This is a genomic window from Bisbaumannia salifodinae (genome assembly GCF_055388505.1).
In genome coordinates, this window is the sequence record NZ_AP043781.1 from 3,852,315 (window position 1) to 3,869,790 (window position 17,476).

The window sequence follows — 17,476 nt, forward strand, 5'->3', positions numbered from 1 at the left end:
GGGCCAGAGCAAGAGTGAGCGCCTATTCTAGCAATGCGGGCCGATAAAAAAACGGCGCATCCACAGGAAGGGACGCGCCAACACCAACTCGTATGACTCAAACAGCCGTTTCATGATAGCTCGACCAGGAGGCGCTTTCAAACACTTGTTTTAAGCCTTTTCTACTTCCCGGCCACGAGCCCCGCATGACGGGGGCGAAGCCGGAGTGCTATCATCCGCTCCTACTCAAATATGACTCCAAGATCAAACAGCACAACGAGGAATCCGGCTTGTCACACTTACCGGTGATCGTCGGCATGGGGGGCGTCAATGCCGCCGGCAGAACCTCGGGGCACCAGGCCTATCGCCGCTCCATCCTCGAGGCCCTGCCCGAATCCGCCCAGGCCGAAACGCTGCTCGGCCTGGCCGCCCTGATGCGCCTGGCCGGCGCCTCCGATGGCCAGTGGCGCGATGACGGCGGCCAGCCCCTCGCTGCCGCCGAGGTCGTCGAGCGCTACCGCCAGCGCATTCTCGACCACACCCTGATCCGGCGCATCGAGGATCCCCGTTTCGGCGCCGACGGCATCCCCGCCAATCGCCAGGCGCGTCTCGATATCGAGGCGCCCCTGGTGTTTCGGCTGCGCCGCCGTCAGCTCCCCGAGGCGCTGCCGGAGACCTGGCAGGTGCGCGAACTCGACCGCCGCCAGGTGGAGGTCACCGTCCCCGCCGGCCATCTCGATGTGCTGCTACCGGAACGCCGCGCCGCCCAGGTGCGGGCCGCCGGCCAGTTGCCCAGCGGCTTCGAGCCGGAGAGCCTCTACCGTAGCGTGCACCACCCCCGGGGCCTCTCCATGGCGGTGTTCGGCGCCTCCGACTGCCTGGGCGACAGCGGCCTGGCGTGGGAAGCATTGCGCGACCGCCTCGACCCGGACGCCATCGCCGTCTATGCCGGCAACTCCATCGGCCAACTGGATGACGCCGGCTGGGGCGGCCTGCTCAAGAGTTTCGTTTCCGGCAATCGCGCCACCTCCAAGCAGATGCCCCTGGGCTATGGCCAGATGCCCGCCGACTTCCTCAATGCCTATGTGCTGGGCAGCGTCGGCCCCACCGGCGCCATCCAGGGTGCCTGCGCCAGCTTCCTCTACAACCTGCGCCTGGGGGTGGAGGATATCCGCAGCGGCCGCCGCCGGGTGGTGATGGTGGGCACCTCGGACGCGCCCATCACCCCGGAGATCATCGAGGGCTTCCGTGCCATGGGCGCCCTGGCCGACGACGACAGCCTCAAGGCCCTGGATGCCCTGGAGCTGCTCACCGACGAGGATTACCAGCGCGCCTGCCGGCCCTTCGCCCGCAACTGCGGCTTTACCATCGCCGAGGCCAGCCAGTTCGTGCTGCTGATGGATGACGCCCTGGCCCTGGAGGTGGGCGCGCGTATCCTGGGCTCCGTGCCCGGCGTCTTCGCCAACGCCGACGGCTGGAAGCGCTCCATCTCGGCGCCCGGCATCGGCAACTACATCACCCTGGGCAAAGCCGCCGCCCTGGCCCGGGAGATCCTCGGCGAGGAGGGCCTGCGTCATCGCACCTTCCTGCATGCCCATGGCACCAGCACGCCGAAGAACCGGATCACCGAGTCCCATGTCTTCGATCGCATCGCCGCGGCCTACGGCATCGAGGCCTGGCCGGTGGTGGCGGTGAAGGCCTTCGTGGGCCACTCCCAGGGCAGCGCCGCCGGCGACCAGGTCGCCAGCGCCCTGGGCAGCTTCGCCCATGGCCTGCTGCCGGGCATCCCCACCCTGGATGCGGTGGCCGACGACGTGCATGCCGAGCGCCTGACCTTCTCGCGCACGCCCCGGGCCTTCGACGCCGATGCCAGCCTGATCAATGCCAAGGGCTTCGGCGGCAACAACGCCACCGGCCTGGTGCTCTCGCCGCGGGCCACCGAACGGCTGCTGGAGCAGCGCCACGGCGCCGCCGCCATGGCCGAATGGCGCGCCAAACGCGACGCCACCGAGGCCACCGCCGGCGCCTACTGGGCACAGGCCGACCAGGGCCAGTTCCGCGTCCAGTATCGCTTCGGCGAAGGGGTGCTGGAGGGGCCGGAACTGGAGATCGACGACCACGAGCTGCGCATCCCCGGCTACGCCCAGCCGGTCTCCCTGACGGTGGACAACCCCTTCGGCCGCCTCGACGACTGAAGAGTCCGTCACCCGCCTCGGCCGAGATAAGCGCCGGGGACAAGGCGAAGCCTAGCCCCCGGCGATAACATTGTCGCCGCGGGGCGCCTTCGCTACCCTGAGGCCCGCCCCCGATGATCGGCACAGGACATCGCCCATGAACACCGTGGTCTATCCCGGCACCTTCGACCCCATCACCAATGGCCATACCGACCTGATCGAGCGCGCCGCGCGCATGTTCGACCGGGTGATCGTGGCCATCGCCGCCAGTCCCGGCAAGCGCCCGACCCTCGACCTGGATGCCCGGATCGGCTTGGCCCAGGCCGTGGTGGGCCACCTCGACAATGTGGAGGTGGTGGGCTTCTCGGGACTGCTTACCGAGTTCCTCGAGACCCAGCAGGCGCGCATCATCCTGCGCGGGCTACGCGCCGTCTCCGACTTCGAGTACGAGCTGCAGCTGGCCAATATGAATCGCGCCCAGGCCCCGGACGTGGAGAGCCTCTTCCTCACCCCCGAGGTGCAGAATTCCTATATCTCCTCCACCATCGTGCGGGAGATCGCCAACCTGGGCGGCGATGTCTCCAAGCTGGTGCATCCCAGGGTCGTCGAGGCCTTAAAAGCGCATTACAATACCTGAGTCAATGACTCGGGAATTCTCTGAGGTAGCCCCATGGCCCTGATGATCACCGACGAGTGCATCAACTGCGACGTCTGCGAACCCGAATGCCCCAATGGCGCCATCTCGCCGGGGGAAGAGATCTATGTGATCGACCCGGCGCTGTGTACCGAGTGCGTCGGCCACTTCGACGAACCCCAGTGCCAGCAGGTCTGCCCGGTGGACTGCATCCCCCTGGATCCCGAACGCGAGGAGAGCCGGGAACAGCTGATGGAGAAGTACCAGCGCATCACCGCGGCCTGAACCGCCCTATCATCACGACGACGCCGGCGTCCTCTTCCCGAGAGAGGATGCCGGCGTTATCTTTGACGCGGTAGGGACTATAGCTCGTCGGCGCGCTTGCTGACGCTGCACCCCAGGCAGCGCCGGAAGGTCGCCTCCGCCGGCGTACGGATCAGGGTCTCCGCCGCCGCATCCACATTGCCCCCCAGCGCCGTGAAGGGCAACGACACCAGGAACACCGCCGTACCCCCCAGGGTCGCCACCACCAGCAACGGGCGGCCGATCAGCGCATCCGCCACCATGGCACCGCCACTGGGGCGCGCCTCCAGGCGCTGCTCCATATAGCGATCCTGGGCCCCCACGGCGCCGCTGCCGAGAGCCAGCACCAGCGCCATCCCGATCATCATTAGCGTTCGCTTGAATCCACGCATCCGTCCTTCCCCCCTCATCACGACCATCGCGGCGGGACGATTTGTGCCTCCCCCGCGCCAAGGCTATCCTGCCTGCCCTTATCAGCCTCTCAGGGAAGTCTAGTGCCCCTCGCCGACAATCGCCGCATCTGGCTGCTGGCCTGGCCGATCATCCTGTCGAATATCACCGTGCCCCTGCTGGGCCTGGTGGATACCGCCGTGGTGGGGCACCTGCCCGACTCCCGCTACCTGGCCGGGGTGACCCTGGGGGCCACCCTGTTCGGCTTCCTCTACTGGGGCTTCGGTTTCCTGCGCATGGGCACCACCGGCCTGACCGCCCAGGCCCTGGGCCGTGGCGATGACGGCGAGGTGCGCACCCTGCTGGGCCAGTCCCTGGTGCTGGCGGTGGGGATCGGCCTGGCGCTGATCCTGCTCTCGCGGCCCTTGATCGAGCTGGGCCTGTGGCTGTTGGACGGCAGCGAGGCGGCCACCGAGCTGGCCCGGGAGTATGCCCGGATCCGTATCGTCTCGGCGCCGGCGGTGCTGGCCAATTACGCCATCCTGGGCTGGTTCCTGGGCCAGCAGAACTCGCGGGTCACGCTGATGATCCTGGTGCTGACCAACGGCCTCAATATCCTCCTCGACCTGTGGTTCGTGATCGGCCTGGGCATGACCAGCAACGGCGTGGCCCTGGCCTCGGCCATCGCCGACTACGGCGCCCTGGCCTTCGGCCTGTGGCTGGTGAGCCGCCAGCTGCGCGGCCTGGGCGGTCGCCTCGACACTCAACGACTGTGGCGACTGTCCGCCTATGGCGAGCTGATCCGGGTCAATGGCCACCTCTTCGTGCGCACCCTGGGGCTGCTCTTCGCCATGGCCTTCTTCACCGCCCAGGGCGCCAGCCAGGGCGATACCATCCTCGCCGCCAATGCGGTGCTGCTGCAGTTCATCATGCTGACCAGCTACGGTCTGGACGGCTTCGCCCATGCCGCCGAGGCCCTCACCGGGCGCGCCGTGGGGCGCGGGCGCTGGGACGAGTTCCGCGCCGCCGTGGCCGGCGCCACCCGCTTCTCGCTGTTGACCGCCGCCCTGGCCAGCCTGGCCTTCTGGCTGGGCGGACCCACGCTGATCGCCCTGCTCACCGACCTGCCGGAGGTGCGCGCCAGTGCGGCCCACTACCTGCCCTGGGTGATCCTGATGCCGCTGCTGGCGGTCTGGAGCTATCTGCTCGACGGAGTCTTTATCGGCGCCACCGCCAGCCGCGAGATGCGCAACAGCATCTTCGTGGCCCTGGCCGCCTACCTGCCCTGCTGGTGGCTGACCCAGGGGCTCGGCAACCACGGCCTGTGGCTGGCCTTTACGCTGTTTACCCTGGTGCGCTCGGCGACCCTGGGCGGCTATTACCTCCATTACCGGCGCCACCACTGGCGCGAGGCGCCTGACCAGGGTCGATAGCCGAAGCATCGGTCAGAAACTGGCCTTACCCGGCATTCCCCCCGAGGCGCTCGGCGCCCCCGGGCGGCTGCTACCCACACCACCTCCATTACCGGCGCCACCACTGGCGCGAGGCGCCTGACCAAGGTCGATAGCGTGCAAGGGGATAATTCGGCTATGTTGCGATAGTCCATATCACAACAAGCGAATATGCCATGCTCAAGTTCCTGTCGCGGCCGGCGGTGAAGCTGGTCGAACGCTATCTCCCCGACCCCTATGTCTTCGTCCTGCTGCTGACCCTGGTGGCCGCCGCCGCGGCCATCGCCGTGGAGCGCCAGACCCCGCTGGCGGTGATGCGCATGTGGGGCGACGGCTTCTGGAACCTGCTGACCTTCTCCATGCAGATGTTGCTGGTGCTGGTGACCGGCTTCATGCTGGCCAACACCCCGCCGGTGAAGCGCCTGTTGCAGCGCCTGGCGGGCAAGGCCGGCAATGCCGCGGGGGCCATCGTCCTGGTTACCCTGGTCTCGCTGGCCGCCAGCTGGATCAACTGGGGCTTCGGGCTGGTGGTGGGGGCGCTGTTCGCCAAGGAGCTGGCACGCCAGATCCGCGTCGATTATCGGCTGCTGATCGCCAGCGCCTACTCCGGTTTCGTGGTCTGGCACGGCGGCCTGGCCGGCTCCATTCCCCTGACCATCGCCACCGAAGGGCACTTCACCGTCGACCGCATCGGCGTGGTGGGCACCTCCGAGACCATCTTCGCCTGGTTCAACCTGGCCATCGTGGCGGCGCTCTTCGTCGTCGTGCCCCTGGTCAACCGGCTGATGCTTCCCGACGACAGGGAGAGCGTCTATGTCGATCCGGCCCTGCTGGAGGAGCCCGGCCAGGCGGGGATGACCCACCACCGTCCGGCGGATCGCCTGGAGAACAGCCGCGGCCTGGCCTGGCTGGTGGGCATCCCCGGCCTGCTCTTCCTAGCCGATCACTTCCTGCTGCGCGGCGGCGGCCTCAACCTCAATATCGTCAACTTCCTGTTCCTGTTCCTGGCCATCGTGCTCCACCGCACTCCGCGTAACCTGCTGATCAGCCTGCAGGAGGCGATCAAAGGCGGCGCCGGTATCGTCATCCAGTTCCCCTTCTATGCCGGCATCATGGCGATCATGGTGCAGTCGGGGCTGGCCCAGAGTCTCTCTGAGGGCTTCGTGGCCTTCGCCAGCGCCCAGACCCTGCCCTTCTGGTCCTTTATCAGCGCCGGCGTGGTCAACCTCTTCGTGCCCTCCGGGGGCGGCCAGTGGGCGGTCCAGGCGCCGGTGATGCTGCCCGCCGCCGAGGCCCTGGGCGCGGATATCCCCCGGGTGGCCATGGCGGTGGCCTGGGGCGACGCCTGGACCAACCTGCTGCAACCCTTCTGGGCGCTGCCGGTGCTGGCCATCGCCGGCCTCAAGGCCAGGGACATCATGGGCTTCTGCCTGATACAGCTGTTGGTCACCGGGGCCATTATCGGACTGCTGCTGACCTATCTATAATCTGCTGTGCCAGAAGTGGCGCCAATATGCCTGTCGGCGCCACCGGCCATGCAGCGGGGACGGGAAGCGGTTATCCTCAAGGGCAATTCCACTCTCCCCGGAGCCTCCCTGTGACCGACGATATGCCCCGCCAGCACGAGCTGGCCATGACCGTACTGATGACCCCCGATATGGCCAATTTCAGCGGTAAGGTGCATGGCGGCGCCATTCTCAAGAAGCTCGACGAGGTGGCCTATGCCTGCGCCAGCCGCTACTCCGGCAGCTATGTGGTGACCCTCTCGGTGGACCAGGTGCTGTTCAAGCAACCCATCCATGTGGGCGAGCTGGTGACCTTCCTGGCCTCGGTCAATCATGTGGGCCGCTCCTCCATGGAGGTGGGCGTCAAAGTGGTGGCGGAGAATATCCGCGACAAGGTGATCCGCCATACCAACAGCTGCTACCTGACCATGGTGGCGGTGGACGAGGCGGGCGCCCCGGTGGAGGTACCGCCCCTCAACCTGGAGACACCGATGCAGAAACTGCGCTTCGAGAAGGCGGCGCTGCGCAAGAAGCTGCGCAAGCAGGCCGAGGAGGAGGCGCGGCGCACCCACGAGAACCACTATGCGGAGCAGCACTACGGCGCCGAGACCCACTGAGCGCCCCACTCCCGTGCAAGCGAAGCGGCGCCCTGCGAGGCGCCGCTTTTTTAACCGCAGAAGAGGTCGGTGATGCGCTCCCGTTCGTCCAGGCGGATATTCAAGCGGTCGTGGAGGTACTCCATGGTGTAGGCCTGGCCGGGGCGCATCACCCGCACCTGGCGGGCCCCGCTGGTGGTGGCGAGTTCCTCATGCAATGCCTCACTGTAGGCCTGACCCACCCGGGTCTGGACTCCATTGGCACCACAGGCATCCTCGCCACCGCCATGGTGGCCTGAGCCATCCTGCCCGACCTGGGGCGGACGGGGGGCCGGTTCACTGGGCGGGGGTGGGCTACCCAGGGTGCAGGCGGTCAGCGCCAGGGACAGCAGCAGGGTCAGGGAAGACTTGAACATGGTGACTCCTTGTCGAGCGAAACGATCGCGAACGAAAAAGGGGCGAGCCTAGACTCACCCCATCAGACCCACCGGCAGGATACCGTCGAAACGCTCTCCCTCAATAGGTGGAGCGCTGGATCGCCTCGCCTCCCTCCTCGATATCCTCCCCCGCGCCGCGCATGGTATTGCAGCCGCTCAACAGGCTAAGACTGAATACCGCCACCAGCATCAATGCCATCAGTCGTCGCATCGCTATCCCCTCCCGGTATGTTACTGACCTAAACTTGCCTATCGACTTTACTTTAGCAGCTTCCGAGACACGTCAAGCCAACAGCAGACGCAGAATAATGGCGACGATCACCGTGAGGGTCAGCCATTTCACCCAGAGGGCGCCCCGGGGGCTCATATTGACCCTCACCGCCAGGGTGGCGCCCAGCATGCTGCCCAGGGCCAGCAGCAGGCCGAAGCTCCAGCGCACCTGGCCGAAGGCGATAAAGAGCCCCAGGGCCGGCAGGGTATAGACCAGGATGATCAGCACCTTGAAGACATTGACCTGGGCCAGGTCGATGCGCAGCAGGCGGTAGAGCACGACGATAAAGAGGATCCCCACCCCCACCTGGATAAAGCCACCGTAGAGGCCGATGGCGAACATCGCCAGGTAGACCGCCGGGGTCAGCCGTTCCACGGTCAGCGGCCGGGTGTCCAGGCGCGGCTGGGGCAGCAGCATCAGCAGCGCCGAGCCGGCCATCACGGCGATCAGCACCGCCTCGAAGAGGGCGTCGCTGACCCGCAGGGCCAGCCAGGCACCGAGCAGCGAGCCCACCACCGCCGGCACCGCCAGGCGCAGGCTGAGGCCGATATGGGAGGCCCCGGCACGCAGGAAGCCGGTCACCGCCGAGAGGCTCTGCAGCACGATGGAGACCCGATTGGTGCCGTTGGCCACCTGGGGCGGCAGGCCCAGAAACATCAACAGCGGGAGGGTCAGCATCGACCCGCCCGCCGAGAGCACATTGATAAAACCGGCCACGACCCCGATGCCAACCAGGGCCAGGCCTTCGAATAGCGTCATGCCAATGCCTGTTGCGGCGCGCGTCCTGCGCGGGAACTCCATACCAGGGTACCCAGGAAGAGCGCCAGGCCCAAGAGGTCCAGCACCAGCTCACCATGGGGCCAGAGCATCAGGGCGCCGATGGGGAACATGGCCAGGCGCAGCCACCAGGGCAGCTCGCTCTCCAGGTACCCCTCCAGTCCGGCGATAATGGCGTAGATCCCGAACAGGGCGAAGGCGAAGACGGTGAGCATCTCCAGTGGCGAGCCGGTGATCAGCGGCGACCAGACGAACAGCAACGGCACGATATACAGGCCCTTGGCGATCTTCCAGGCGGTGAAGCCGGTGCGCATCTGCGGCGTCTGGGCGATGGCCGCGGCGGCAAAGGCCGTGAGGCAGACCGGGGGGGTGACGTTGGAGTCCTGGGAGAGCCAGAAGATCACCATATGCGCCGCCACCAGCAGCATGGTCAGGGTATGCGGCGACAGGGCCTGCTCGTAGAGCTGGCCACGGAAGTCGTCCGGCACCAGGGTCAGCAGCTCCCGGGCCGCGGCGGCATCCATGGGGGCATTGAGGGCCTCCAGATGCTCCGGGGCGGCGAGCATAAAGATCGCCTTGGCCTGCTCAGGCAGGTCGCCTGCCATCAATAGCTCCACCAACTGGCCATGGGCCATCAGGTTATACAGCGCCGGCGCCGAGAGGGTGCCGAGGACGATATAGGCGGCGGTCACCGGCAGGCCCATGCCCAGTACCAGGGAGGCGACGGCGATCAGCACGATGGTGATCAGGAGGCTGCCGCCGGCCCAGTCGGTGATCATCAACGAGAAGGTATTGCCGATGCCGGTGGTGGAGACCACGTTGACGATCAGCCCCACGGTGAGCAGCAGGATCGCCGTGGTCACCATATTGCGGCTGCCCAGCGCCAGGGCCTCGAGGATCGCCTTGGGGGTCATGGGAGTCTTCGACAGCCAGGAGGCGACCACCACCGAGAGGATGGCGATCCCCGCGGCATAGGTGGGGGTAAAGCCGTAGATCAAGGACGCCACCAGCACCACCAGGGGAAGCAGGAAGTGCCAGCCGCCCTTGAGCACCTCGAGGAGACGCGGCGCCTCTTCCACTTCCACCTGCTCGGTATGGCTGCGCTTGGCCTCGATGCGCACGAACATCGCCACCGAGAGGAAGTAGAGCAGCGCCGGCAGGGCCGCCACGCCGATGATGGTGAGGTAGGAGACCTGGGTATAGGAGGCCATGATAAAGGCCCCGGCGCCCATCACCGGCGGCATCAGCTGGCCGCCGGTGGAGGCGGCCGCCTCGACGCCGGCGGCGAAGCGTGCCGGGAAGCCGGCCTTGCGCATCAGCGGGATGGTGATCACCCCGGTGGAGACGGTGTTGGCCACGCTGGACCCGGACACCGAGCCCATCAGGCCGGAGGAGAACACCGCCACGAAGCCGGGCCCGCCGACGAAGCGGCCGGCGGCGCAGCGGGCCAGCTCGATAATGAAGTCGCCGGCGCCGGAGCGCACCAGGAAGGCGCCGAAGAGGATAAACATGAACACATAGGACCAGGAGATGCGGGCGATGGAGCCCAGCATGCCGTCGCCGCCCATATAGCTGCGGTAGAGCACCGTCTCCCAGTTGAGGCCGGGGAAGCCGAAGACCCCGCTGACATGGCGTCCCCACCAGGCCACATAGGTCAGCGCCACCAGGCACAGTACCGGGATAAACCAGCCGGTGGTGCGGCGGGCGAACTCCAGCACCAACGCCAGGGCGAGGATGGAGACCACCCAATCGGCGGTGGAGAAGCGTACCCCGCGGGCGTAGAGGGCGTCCTCGAAGCCGATCAGGTAGAAGGCGCAGCCGAGGGCGGCCAGGCCAAGCAGGATATCCACCGCCAGCACCAGCCGCTGACCGGTGGCGGAACGCGCCTTGAGCATGGGCACCGAGAGGGCGCAGAGCAGGCCGAACATGCCGAAATGCAGGGCGCTGGTCCACACCTCGGAGAGGGTACCCAGGGTGTTGAAGTAGAGATGCGACAGGGCCACGACGATGGTCAGGGCGAAGAGCCCCCGGCCGAGCCAGGGATGCGCGAGGCGCTCGGGGGCCTCGCTGACCTCTTCGTCGCGCACCTCGGGGATAGGCGTTGTATTCATGGGCATTCTCGTGGAGCAGGCGTGAATGGGAAGGCTGGAGCAGGTATCGCTAAAGCCGCAGCCTGGTGACATCGACGCAGTGGGAATCGCCGAGGGGCGCTGGGGGCAGGTCGAAGCGAAGCGTCTTTTTCAGGGACGAAAAAGTCGAGCGCCCAGGGATGGGTCTACAGCGTCTTCGCGGAGTGCCTGCCCCCAGAGTAGCCCCGGGCCTCAACGCACCGAGGTCACGAGCCTGTGGTCTTCAGGCATGACTTGATGCTCCTGTGGCGATAAGAGGGCTTCAGCCCTCCAGCAGATGCTCGGGAATGGCCAGCCCCTGCTCCTGGAAGTAACGGGCCGCCCCGGGATGCAGCGGCATCGGCAGGCCGTCCAGGGCCTTCTCCAGGGCCATATCGCGGGTCGCCGGGTGGATATTGTTGAGGAAGGGCAGGTTCTCGAACATCGCCTTGGTGATCTGGTAGACGTGCTCCTCCGGCACATCGGCATTGACCACCAGGATATTGGGCTGGGCGATGGTCTGGACCGGCGCGTCCTGCTCCGGATAGGTGCCGGCGGGAATCTCGTAGGGAGTCCAGACCGGATAGGCGCTGTTGATCCGCGCAAGCTGCTCCTCGGTGATATCGAGGATGGTGATATCGTCGCCCATATTGGCGAAGGCGCGGGTCACCGCGGAGGCCGGGACCCCGGCGGGGATATTCATGCCGTCGATATTGCCGTTCTGCATGGCATCGGCGCTGGGACCATAGCCCAGGTAGGCCAGGTCCATCCGCTCCGGGTCGATCTCGAGACCGGCAAGAATTTGCCGACCGGAGCCCTCGGTGCCGGAGTTGCGGGCGCCGATGGAGAAGCCTCGGTCATAGAGGCGAGTCAAATCGTCGATGGTGCCCGTCTCGGCCAGCTCGTCGCGCATCACGAAGTGCTCGACGTTCTGCCATAGCATGGAGACGGAGCGCACATTCTCGTAGGCCTGGGGCACCGGGCCCTCGCCGGTCCAGGCCCAGGCGCCATAGAGGGCCTGGAGGATGCCGAACTGGGCCTGGTCGTCTTCCATCAGGCGCAGGTTCTCGGCGGAGCCGGCGGAGCTGATGGCCGAGACGGCGATATTATGAGTCGGCTCCAGCTTGACCCGCACCAGGGTCGAGAGGGCCACGCCCACGGGGTAGAAGGTACCGCCGGTGGTGGCGGTGCCCATGATGTACTGACCGCCCTCGTCGCTGGCGCTGGCGCTGACGCCGGCGGCACCCAGGCCCATGGCGGCGGCAGTGGCGAGAGTGAGGGCGGACTTGAGGAACTGGCGCTTGTGCATGCTATCTCTCCTGTCGATGATGGCTTGTTATGGTTATGCCATTCGATAGGAGCGATATTCCTGCCAGCTTATACAACTGCATTTAAAATCAGCGTATTAGCGGTGTCGATAGACCGACGACTGGCCAAGGAACCCTCACCATCGGCAAACTATTGCCGATCGCCACCCCAGCCCCGGCCAATTCTTGCCACCCAGGAGCCCCCCATGAGCGACATCACCCTCGACCCGCGGCTGGAAGCCGATACCCTCCCCGTCACCGAACTGGGCCTCTGCCAGGTCCGCCTGATGAACGACGCCCGCTTCCCCTGGCTGGTACTGGTGCCGCGGCGGCCCGGCATCCGCGAGGTCTATCAGCTGTCGACGCAGGATCAGGCGACGCTCTGGCGCGAGGCCACGGCCCTGGGGGAGGGGCTGATGAAGACCCTCAGCGGCGACAAGCTCAACCTGGCCACCCTGGGCAATATGGTGCCCCAGTTGCACCTGCATGTGATCGTGCGCTTCGCGGGAGATGCCGCCTGGCCGGCCCCGGTGTGGGGCCAAGGCCGGGCGGAACCCTACGACGCGGACGGCCAGGCCCGGCGCCGCGACGAGATCCTGGCGATTATCGAGGGGCTGGATCTGGAGGAGTAAGAAGCGGCGGCCTACTGGCCGCCGAAGGGGCTACGGGGCGCACTCGGTTCGCCATCCTGGACGGCCGGCGGCGCCCCCAGCAGCGGCGCCGAGGCGGGGTTCTTGACCCCGGTGACGAAGAGGGTGAGGCCCAGCAGGGCGATGGCCAGGCCACCGCCCAAGGCGGCCCAACCCAGCAGGGGGCCGGCGAGGGCGGAGCGTGACTGGCGAGCCAGGCGGCGGCGCGCCCAGTCCCGGGCCAGGACGCTGGCCAGGGCCAGGGCCGAGACCATCAAGGCCGTGCCCAGGGCCATCACCAGCACCGCCGCCACCCCGGCCCAGAAGAATCCCAGCAGCGAAGCCGCGCCCAGCAGCAGGACGCCACCGCTGCAGGGACGCAGGCCGATGGCCACCACCGTGGCCAGGGCGGTGCGCCAGTCGCCGGCCTGCGCCGGGCCGAGGTGGTGAGTCCCGCCACAGCCGCAGTCGTGATCATGCGGATGGTCATGGTGGTGGCCGTGGTCGTGATGCTCCCGGGCCGAGGCGCGAGCCACCCTTAGCCGACGAATAGCCCGCCCGCAGAGCCAGAGCCCCAGCAGGGCCACCATCAGGAAGCTGGCCTGCTCCACCCAGACCACCGAGCCCATGGCCTGGCGGGTCAGCCAGCCCAGGCCATGGATCAGGGTGGTGACCAGGGCGATGGCCACCAGGGCCTGCAACAGGGAGGCGGCACAGGAGAGCGCCAGGGCGCGCTTCAGGGCACCGCCTTGGGTCAGCAGATAGGTGGAGAGCACCGCCTTGCCATGCCCGGGCCCGGCGGCATGGAAGATCCCATAACCGAAGCTGATGCCCAGCAAGCCTGTCCAGGCCGCCGCCGTGGGCGTGCCGGAGAGTTCGGTGATCGCCAGGGTCAGGGCCCGGTGCAGATCGCGCTGCCAAGCCACCAGTTGCAGGCTCAGGCCCTGGGCGCCGCCCTGAGCCAGCCACAGCAGTCCGGCCAGCAGCAACACGCCCAGGGCGGTGACGCCCAGGCCCCGGGGGGAGCGCAGGAAACCGATTACCGCCGGCATCGCCGGTCTCCGTCACCCCAATCGATGTTCCTCACTCGATACGACATTGAACCTCTCCGGTTTCGGCGAAATAGCGCCCCAGGCCCTCGGGGGCCTGGTCATCGGTGTCCAGGCGCGCCGCCTCGGCCACCTGGGCCGGGTCCGGGTCGGCGGGCAGGATGCGGGTCTCGCAGTCATGATCGCCGCCGACCACCAGGGCATCCTCCCGGGGCGCCCGGTCATCCGCCTCGTGGACCACCTCGATATAGTAGGTGGGATCGAAGACCCGGTAGCGCAGCGTCGCCTCCCCCAGGGGGCGGGGCTCGGCCAGGGGCAGCAGGAAGATAAACTCCACACGGCCGCCCCGCTCCATCACGGTGTACTCGCTGACCTCGCCCAGGGTCAGGGCATCGCCGCCGTGACTCACCTCGGTAAAGTAATCCTGGGTGGCCAGGGTATCGCGAATCTCCAGGCCCAGCTGATCCAGGCGCGCCTCCAGGGGCTCGTCACCCTCGGCGCGGCCCAGCTCCTCCAGCAGTACCAGGCTATAGAAGGGATCCATGCGCCAGCGCTGATGCAGCGCCTCGACCCGCCCCTGATCGTCGAGGATCAGCCGCACGCTAAGGTCGATCCAGCCATGGGGATGAGCCTGGGCGCCTAACGGCAGGCCCAGTATTACAAGCCATCCGACAGCCAGACAGCGCCTGATCACACGATGGAAACTTGGCATTCGACACGCCTCAATAACGTTACAATATAACAAAACTATCGTCCATCCATTGCCAGGAAGGCCTCGCGACGCAGGCCATGGCGCTGCATCTTCTGGTTGAGGGTGCGCCGGGGCAGGTCCAGGGCCTCCATGACCGCCTGGATATTGCCGCCATGGCGGCTTAGCGCCTCCCGTAGCAGGGTCGCCTCGAAGGCCTCCATCTGGGCGGCCAGGGATCCGCCCTCCCCCGCCTCGTCGTCCCCCGGGCGGGTCTCCCAGGGCAGCGCCAGGCCGAGGATATAGCGGGTGGCCATATTACGCAGCTCGCGCAGATTGCCCGGCCAGGAATGACGGCTCAGGGCGGCGAGAAGTTCCCCATTCGCCTCCCTCGGGGGGCGCTGGTGCACCTCCGCCGCCTGGCGGCAGAAGTGGGTGAAGAGCCGGGGGATATCCTCGCGGCGCTCGCGCAGCGGCGGCAGCTCGAGCTCGGCGATGGCCAGGCGATAGTAGAGATCCTCGCGGAAGCCACCCTGCCCGGCCAGCGCCAGCAGGTCCTCCTTGGTGGCCGCCACCACCCGCAGATCCACCCGGATAAGCGTATTGCTGCCCAGCCGGGTGACCTCCCCCTCCTGGAGGGCGCGCAGCAGCTTCACCTGGGCCGCCAGCGGCAATGACTCCACCTCGTCCAGGAAGAGGGTGCCGCCGCTGGCATGCTCCAGGGTACCGATACGCCGCTCGACGGCCCCGGTGAAGGCGCCCTTCTCGTGGCCGAAGAGCTCCGACTCGATCAGTTCGGCGGCGATGGCGCCGCAGTTGAGGGCCACGAAGGGGCCCTCGGCGCCGCCCTCCTCGTGCAGGCAACGGGCCACCACCTCCTTGCCGCTGCCGGTCTCCCCCAGCACCAGCACATTGGCCCGGGTGGGGGCCAGATTGGCCAGTTGCTGGCGCAGCGCCACCAGGGCCGGCGCCTCGCCCAACAGCCGTGAGGCCAGGCCGCCCTCCCGCAGCGCCTCGCGCAACCGCCGGTTCTCCTGAGCGAGCCGCCGCCGCTCCAGGGCACGGCGCACGCAGGCCTCCAGCCGCTCCGGGGCGAAGGGCTTCTCGACGAAGTCCCAGGCGCCGTCCCGCATCGCCTCCACCGCCATGGGCACATCGCCATGGCCGGTGATCAGCACCACCGGCGGCGGCTCCTCCAGGGCCTGGACCGCCTTGAGCAGGGCCAGGCCATCGAGCCCCGGCATCTTGACGTCGCTGACCAGCACGCCGCAGGGCTCTCCCGCCTGCAGGGCGCCGAGGGCCGCCTGACCCCGTTCGAAGGTACACACGGCAAGCTCCGAGAGCTCCAGCCACTGGCTCAGGGAGGCCCGCACGTCCGGGTCATCGTCGACCAGCCAGACAGGCAGCGCGACTCGTTCGATCTCACTCATGGTCTGTCTCTCGTTTCAGCTGGACGGCGGCCCGGGGCAGCTCGACCCGGAACCAGGCGCCCCCCGTCGAATTATTGCCGGCCTGGAGCCGGCCGCCCAGGTCCTGAACGATACCGAAGCTGATAAAGAGTCCCAAGCCTAGACCGTCACCCACCGCCTTGGTGGTAAAGAAGGGATCGAAGAGCTTGTCGAGCAGCGCCTCGGGAATGCCCGGCCCATTATCGGCGATACGCACCACCCAGCACGACGACGCCTCCTCGATGCTCACCTCCAGTCGCGGCGCCTCGACGCCGTGCAGGGCATCCAGGGCATTGCGCAGCAGGTTGGTGAGTAGCTGCTCGATGCGCACCTCGTCCCCCAGCACCCAGGGCGCCCCGGCCTCGGGGAGTCGCATCGCCATGGCGATCTCTTGCTTATCGAGACGCTCGGCCAGCAGCTCCAGCACGAAATCGAGGCGCGCCCGCAGGTCCACCGGCTCCCGGGCGCCGCCCTTGCGGGCGAACAGCTTGAGCTGGCGAATCAGGGTGGCCAGGCGCTCGCAGAGCCCCTGGATACGCTGGAAGTTCTCCTCGGCGGCCTCCGAACGCCCGCGCTGCATCAGCCGCTCGCCGTTGGCCGCATAGGTGCGAATGCCCGACAGGGGCTGGTTGAGTTCGTGGGCGATGCCCGCCGCCATGGTGCCCAGGGCCGCCAGCTTGCCGGCCTGGACCAGCTCCGCCTGGGCCTCGTGCAGGGCGCGGGTGCGCTCCACCACCCGCGCCTCCAGCTGTTCGTTGGCCTCGCGGAAGATCCGCGCCTCCCGCTCGCGCAGGCGCTGGCGCTTCTGCCGCTCGCGCAGCCAGAGTCCCAGCAGCAGCAGCGCCAGCCACACCGCCACGCCCCCCAGCAGGGTATTGCGGGCACTCACATAGAGGGGACGCACCGGGGTCAGGTAGTGCATCCGCCAGCCCAGGGTCGCCAGCGGCAAGGCACTGGCCATGTAGCGCTCACCGAGCCCCTGCTCGCCGATACGCAGGGAGCCATCTCCCAGCCGGCTTCCGAGCGGTTCCAGGGGGTGCTCCATAAACTGGCGCTGGGCGCGGATCTCCGCCTGGGCCCTCGGCGACAGTTCCCCCAGGCGACGGTAACGCCACTCGGGGCGACTGGAGAGGATCACCACGCCGTTGGCATCCACCAGCAGGACCCGCTCACCGGCCCGGCGCCAATCGGTCTGCAGCGACTCCAGGGAGACCTTGACCACCAGCACCCCGGTGGGCGACTCGCGCTCCTGGCCCACCGCCGCGGCGATAAAGTAGCCCGGGCGCCCGGTGGTGCTGCCCACGGCGAAGAATTCCCCCCGCCCCCCGGCCAGGGCATCCTGGACATAGGGGCGGAAGCGGTAGTCGTGGCCGACGAAGCTGTCGGGGCCGGCATGATTGCTGCTGGCCAGGGTGACCCCCTCGGCGTCCACCAGGAAGATCGCCTCGGCACCGGAGCGCTCCGCCACCCGGGCCAGGTGCGCATTGACCTGGGGCAGGAAGACGCCGGCGGGATCGAGCAGGACGGCCTGCACCAGGGGCTGACGCGCCAGCAGGTCCGGCAGGTAGGTGAAACGCTCCAGGGCCCCCTGCAGGCTGCTGCCATAGAGGGCCAGGCGAGCCTCGGCGTGGCGCCGGGCCTCCGCCTGGGCCTGGGCATACTGCCAGTGCCAGAGCCACCAGAGGCTGATCAGGGCCAGGGCGGCCAGGGACGCCAACAGCAAGCGCCGG

The 17,476-nt window shown here is 67.7% G+C and carries 17 protein-coding genes; 7 read left to right on the plus strand and 10 right to left on the minus strand.

Annotation, left to right across the window (positions count from 1 at the left end; genetic code table 11):
- Positions 1 to 296: 296 nt before the first annotated feature.
- The 3 genes from ACZ5EF_RS17985 (at position 297) to ACZ5EF_RS17995 (ending at position 3,072) form a co-directional block, all read left to right on the plus strand.
- Positions 297 to 2,174 (plus strand): beta-ketoacyl synthase, encoded by a 1,878-nt coding sequence (locus ACZ5EF_RS17985; protein WP_346063711.1) that lies wholly within the window; start codon positions 297 to 299, stop codon positions 2,172 to 2,174.
- 136 nt (positions 2,175 to 2,310) lie between these two features.
- Positions 2,311 to 2,790, plus strand: coding sequence for a pantetheine-phosphate adenylyltransferase (gene coaD / locus ACZ5EF_RS17990; RefSeq protein WP_346063679.1), 480 nt, complete (start codon positions 2,311 to 2,313; stop codon positions 2,788 to 2,790).
- A 33-nt stretch (positions 2,791 to 2,823) separates the two neighbouring features.
- On the plus strand, positions 2,824 to 3,072 hold the full coding sequence (locus tag ACZ5EF_RS17995) for a YfhL family 4Fe-4S dicluster ferredoxin (RefSeq protein ID WP_346063678.1): 249 nt from the start codon (positions 2,824 to 2,826) through the stop codon (positions 3,070 to 3,072).
- Positions 3,073 to 3,149: 77 nt separating this feature from the next.
- On the opposite strand, the gene ACZ5EF_RS18000 is transcribed toward ACZ5EF_RS17995, so the two are convergent.
- The gene (locus ACZ5EF_RS18000) at positions 3,150 to 3,482 is read right to left on the minus strand and encodes a hypothetical protein (RefSeq protein WP_346063677.1); all 333 of its coding nucleotides are present in this window, start codon (positions 3,480 to 3,482) and stop codon (positions 3,150 to 3,152) included.
- Positions 3,483 to 3,584: 102 nt separating this feature from the next.
- On the opposite strand from ACZ5EF_RS18000, the gene ACZ5EF_RS18005 reads away from it, so the two are divergent.
- The 3 genes from ACZ5EF_RS18005 (at position 3,585) to ACZ5EF_RS18015 (ending at position 7,053) form a co-directional block, all read left to right on the plus strand.
- Positions 3,585 to 4,913, plus strand: a complete 1,329-nt coding sequence (locus ACZ5EF_RS18005) for an MATE family efflux transporter (protein WP_346063676.1) — start codon at positions 3,585 to 3,587, stop codon at positions 4,911 to 4,913.
- A gap of 194 nt (positions 4,914 to 5,107) precedes the next feature.
- Positions 5,108 to 6,418 (plus strand): short-chain fatty acid transporter, encoded by a 1,311-nt coding sequence (locus ACZ5EF_RS18010; RefSeq protein WP_346063675.1) that lies wholly within the window; start codon positions 5,108 to 5,110, stop codon positions 6,416 to 6,418.
- 122 nt (positions 6,419 to 6,540) lie between these two features.
- Positions 6,541 to 7,053 (plus strand): acyl-CoA thioesterase, encoded by a 513-nt coding sequence (locus tag ACZ5EF_RS18015; protein WP_146803026.1) that lies wholly within the window; start codon positions 6,541 to 6,543, stop codon positions 7,051 to 7,053.
- A gap of 50 nt (positions 7,054 to 7,103) precedes the next feature.
- Here the strand turns inward: ACZ5EF_RS18015 and ACZ5EF_RS18020 are convergent, their stop codons facing one another.
- The 5 genes from ACZ5EF_RS18020 to ACZ5EF_RS18040 all read right to left on the minus strand — a co-directional run bounded on the left by ACZ5EF_RS18020 (position 7,104) and on the right by ACZ5EF_RS18040 (position 11,934).
- Entirely contained in the window at positions 7,104 to 7,448 is a 345-nt protein-coding gene (locus ACZ5EF_RS18020; protein ID WP_346063674.1) for an I78 family peptidase inhibitor, read from the minus strand.
- Between the two features lie 100 nt (positions 7,449 to 7,548).
- Positions 7,549 to 7,680 carry an entericidin A/B family lipoprotein gene (locus tag ACZ5EF_RS18025; RefSeq protein WP_346063673.1) on the minus strand — a complete coding sequence of 44 codons (132 nt, stop codon included), beginning with the start codon at positions 7,678 to 7,680 and terminating at the stop codon, positions 7,549 to 7,551.
- Between the two features lie 72 nt (positions 7,681 to 7,752).
- The gene (locus tag ACZ5EF_RS18030; protein WP_346063672.1) at positions 7,753 to 8,499 is read right to left on the minus strand and encodes a sulfite exporter TauE/SafE family protein; all 747 of its coding nucleotides are present in this window, start codon (positions 8,497 to 8,499) and stop codon (positions 7,753 to 7,755) included.
- Complete coding sequence (locus ACZ5EF_RS18035) at positions 8,496 to 10,628, minus strand: TRAP transporter permease (RefSeq protein ID WP_346063671.1); 2,133 nt, start codon at positions 10,626 to 10,628, stop codon at positions 8,496 to 8,498. The genes ACZ5EF_RS18030 and ACZ5EF_RS18035 overlap by 4 nt, the downstream gene beginning before the upstream one ends.
- Before the next feature lie 280 nt (positions 10,629 to 10,908).
- Positions 10,909 to 11,934, minus strand: coding sequence for a TAXI family TRAP transporter solute-binding subunit (locus tag ACZ5EF_RS18040; protein WP_346063670.1), 1,026 nt, complete (start codon positions 11,932 to 11,934; stop codon positions 10,909 to 10,911).
- A gap of 204 nt (positions 11,935 to 12,138) precedes the next feature.
- Here ACZ5EF_RS18040 and ACZ5EF_RS18045 point away from each other — a divergent pair, with 204 nt between their 5' ends.
- A complete protein-coding gene (locus tag ACZ5EF_RS18045) occupies positions 12,139 to 12,564 on the plus strand; it encodes an HIT domain-containing protein (protein ID WP_346063669.1) in 426 nt (141 codons plus the stop codon).
- Positions 12,565 to 12,575: 11 nt separating this feature from the next.
- Here the strand turns inward: ACZ5EF_RS18045 and ACZ5EF_RS18050 are convergent, their stop codons facing one another.
- From ACZ5EF_RS18050 to ACZ5EF_RS18065, 4 genes are read right to left on the minus strand one after another with little or no spacing between them, the layout of a single operon-like run.
- Positions 12,576 to 13,613, minus strand: coding sequence for a nickel/cobalt transporter (locus ACZ5EF_RS18050; RefSeq protein ID WP_346063668.1), 1,038 nt, complete (start codon positions 13,611 to 13,613; stop codon positions 12,576 to 12,578).
- 31 nt (positions 13,614 to 13,644) lie between these two features.
- On the minus strand, positions 13,645 to 14,322 hold the full coding sequence (locus ACZ5EF_RS18055) for a DUF1007 family protein (protein ID WP_346063667.1): 678 nt from the start codon (positions 14,320 to 14,322) through the stop codon (positions 13,645 to 13,647).
- A gap of 35 nt (positions 14,323 to 14,357) precedes the next feature.
- Entirely contained in the window at positions 14,358 to 15,728 is a 1,371-nt protein-coding gene (locus tag ACZ5EF_RS18060) for a sigma-54-dependent transcriptional regulator (RefSeq protein ID WP_346063666.1), read from the minus strand.
- A complete protein-coding gene (locus tag ACZ5EF_RS18065) occupies positions 15,721 to 17,469 on the minus strand; it encodes a sensor histidine kinase (protein ID WP_346063665.1) in 1,749 nt (582 codons plus the stop codon). Before ACZ5EF_RS18065 ends, ACZ5EF_RS18060 begins: the two co-directional genes overlap by 8 nt.
- Between the last annotated feature and the right edge of the window lie 7 nt (positions 17,470 to 17,476).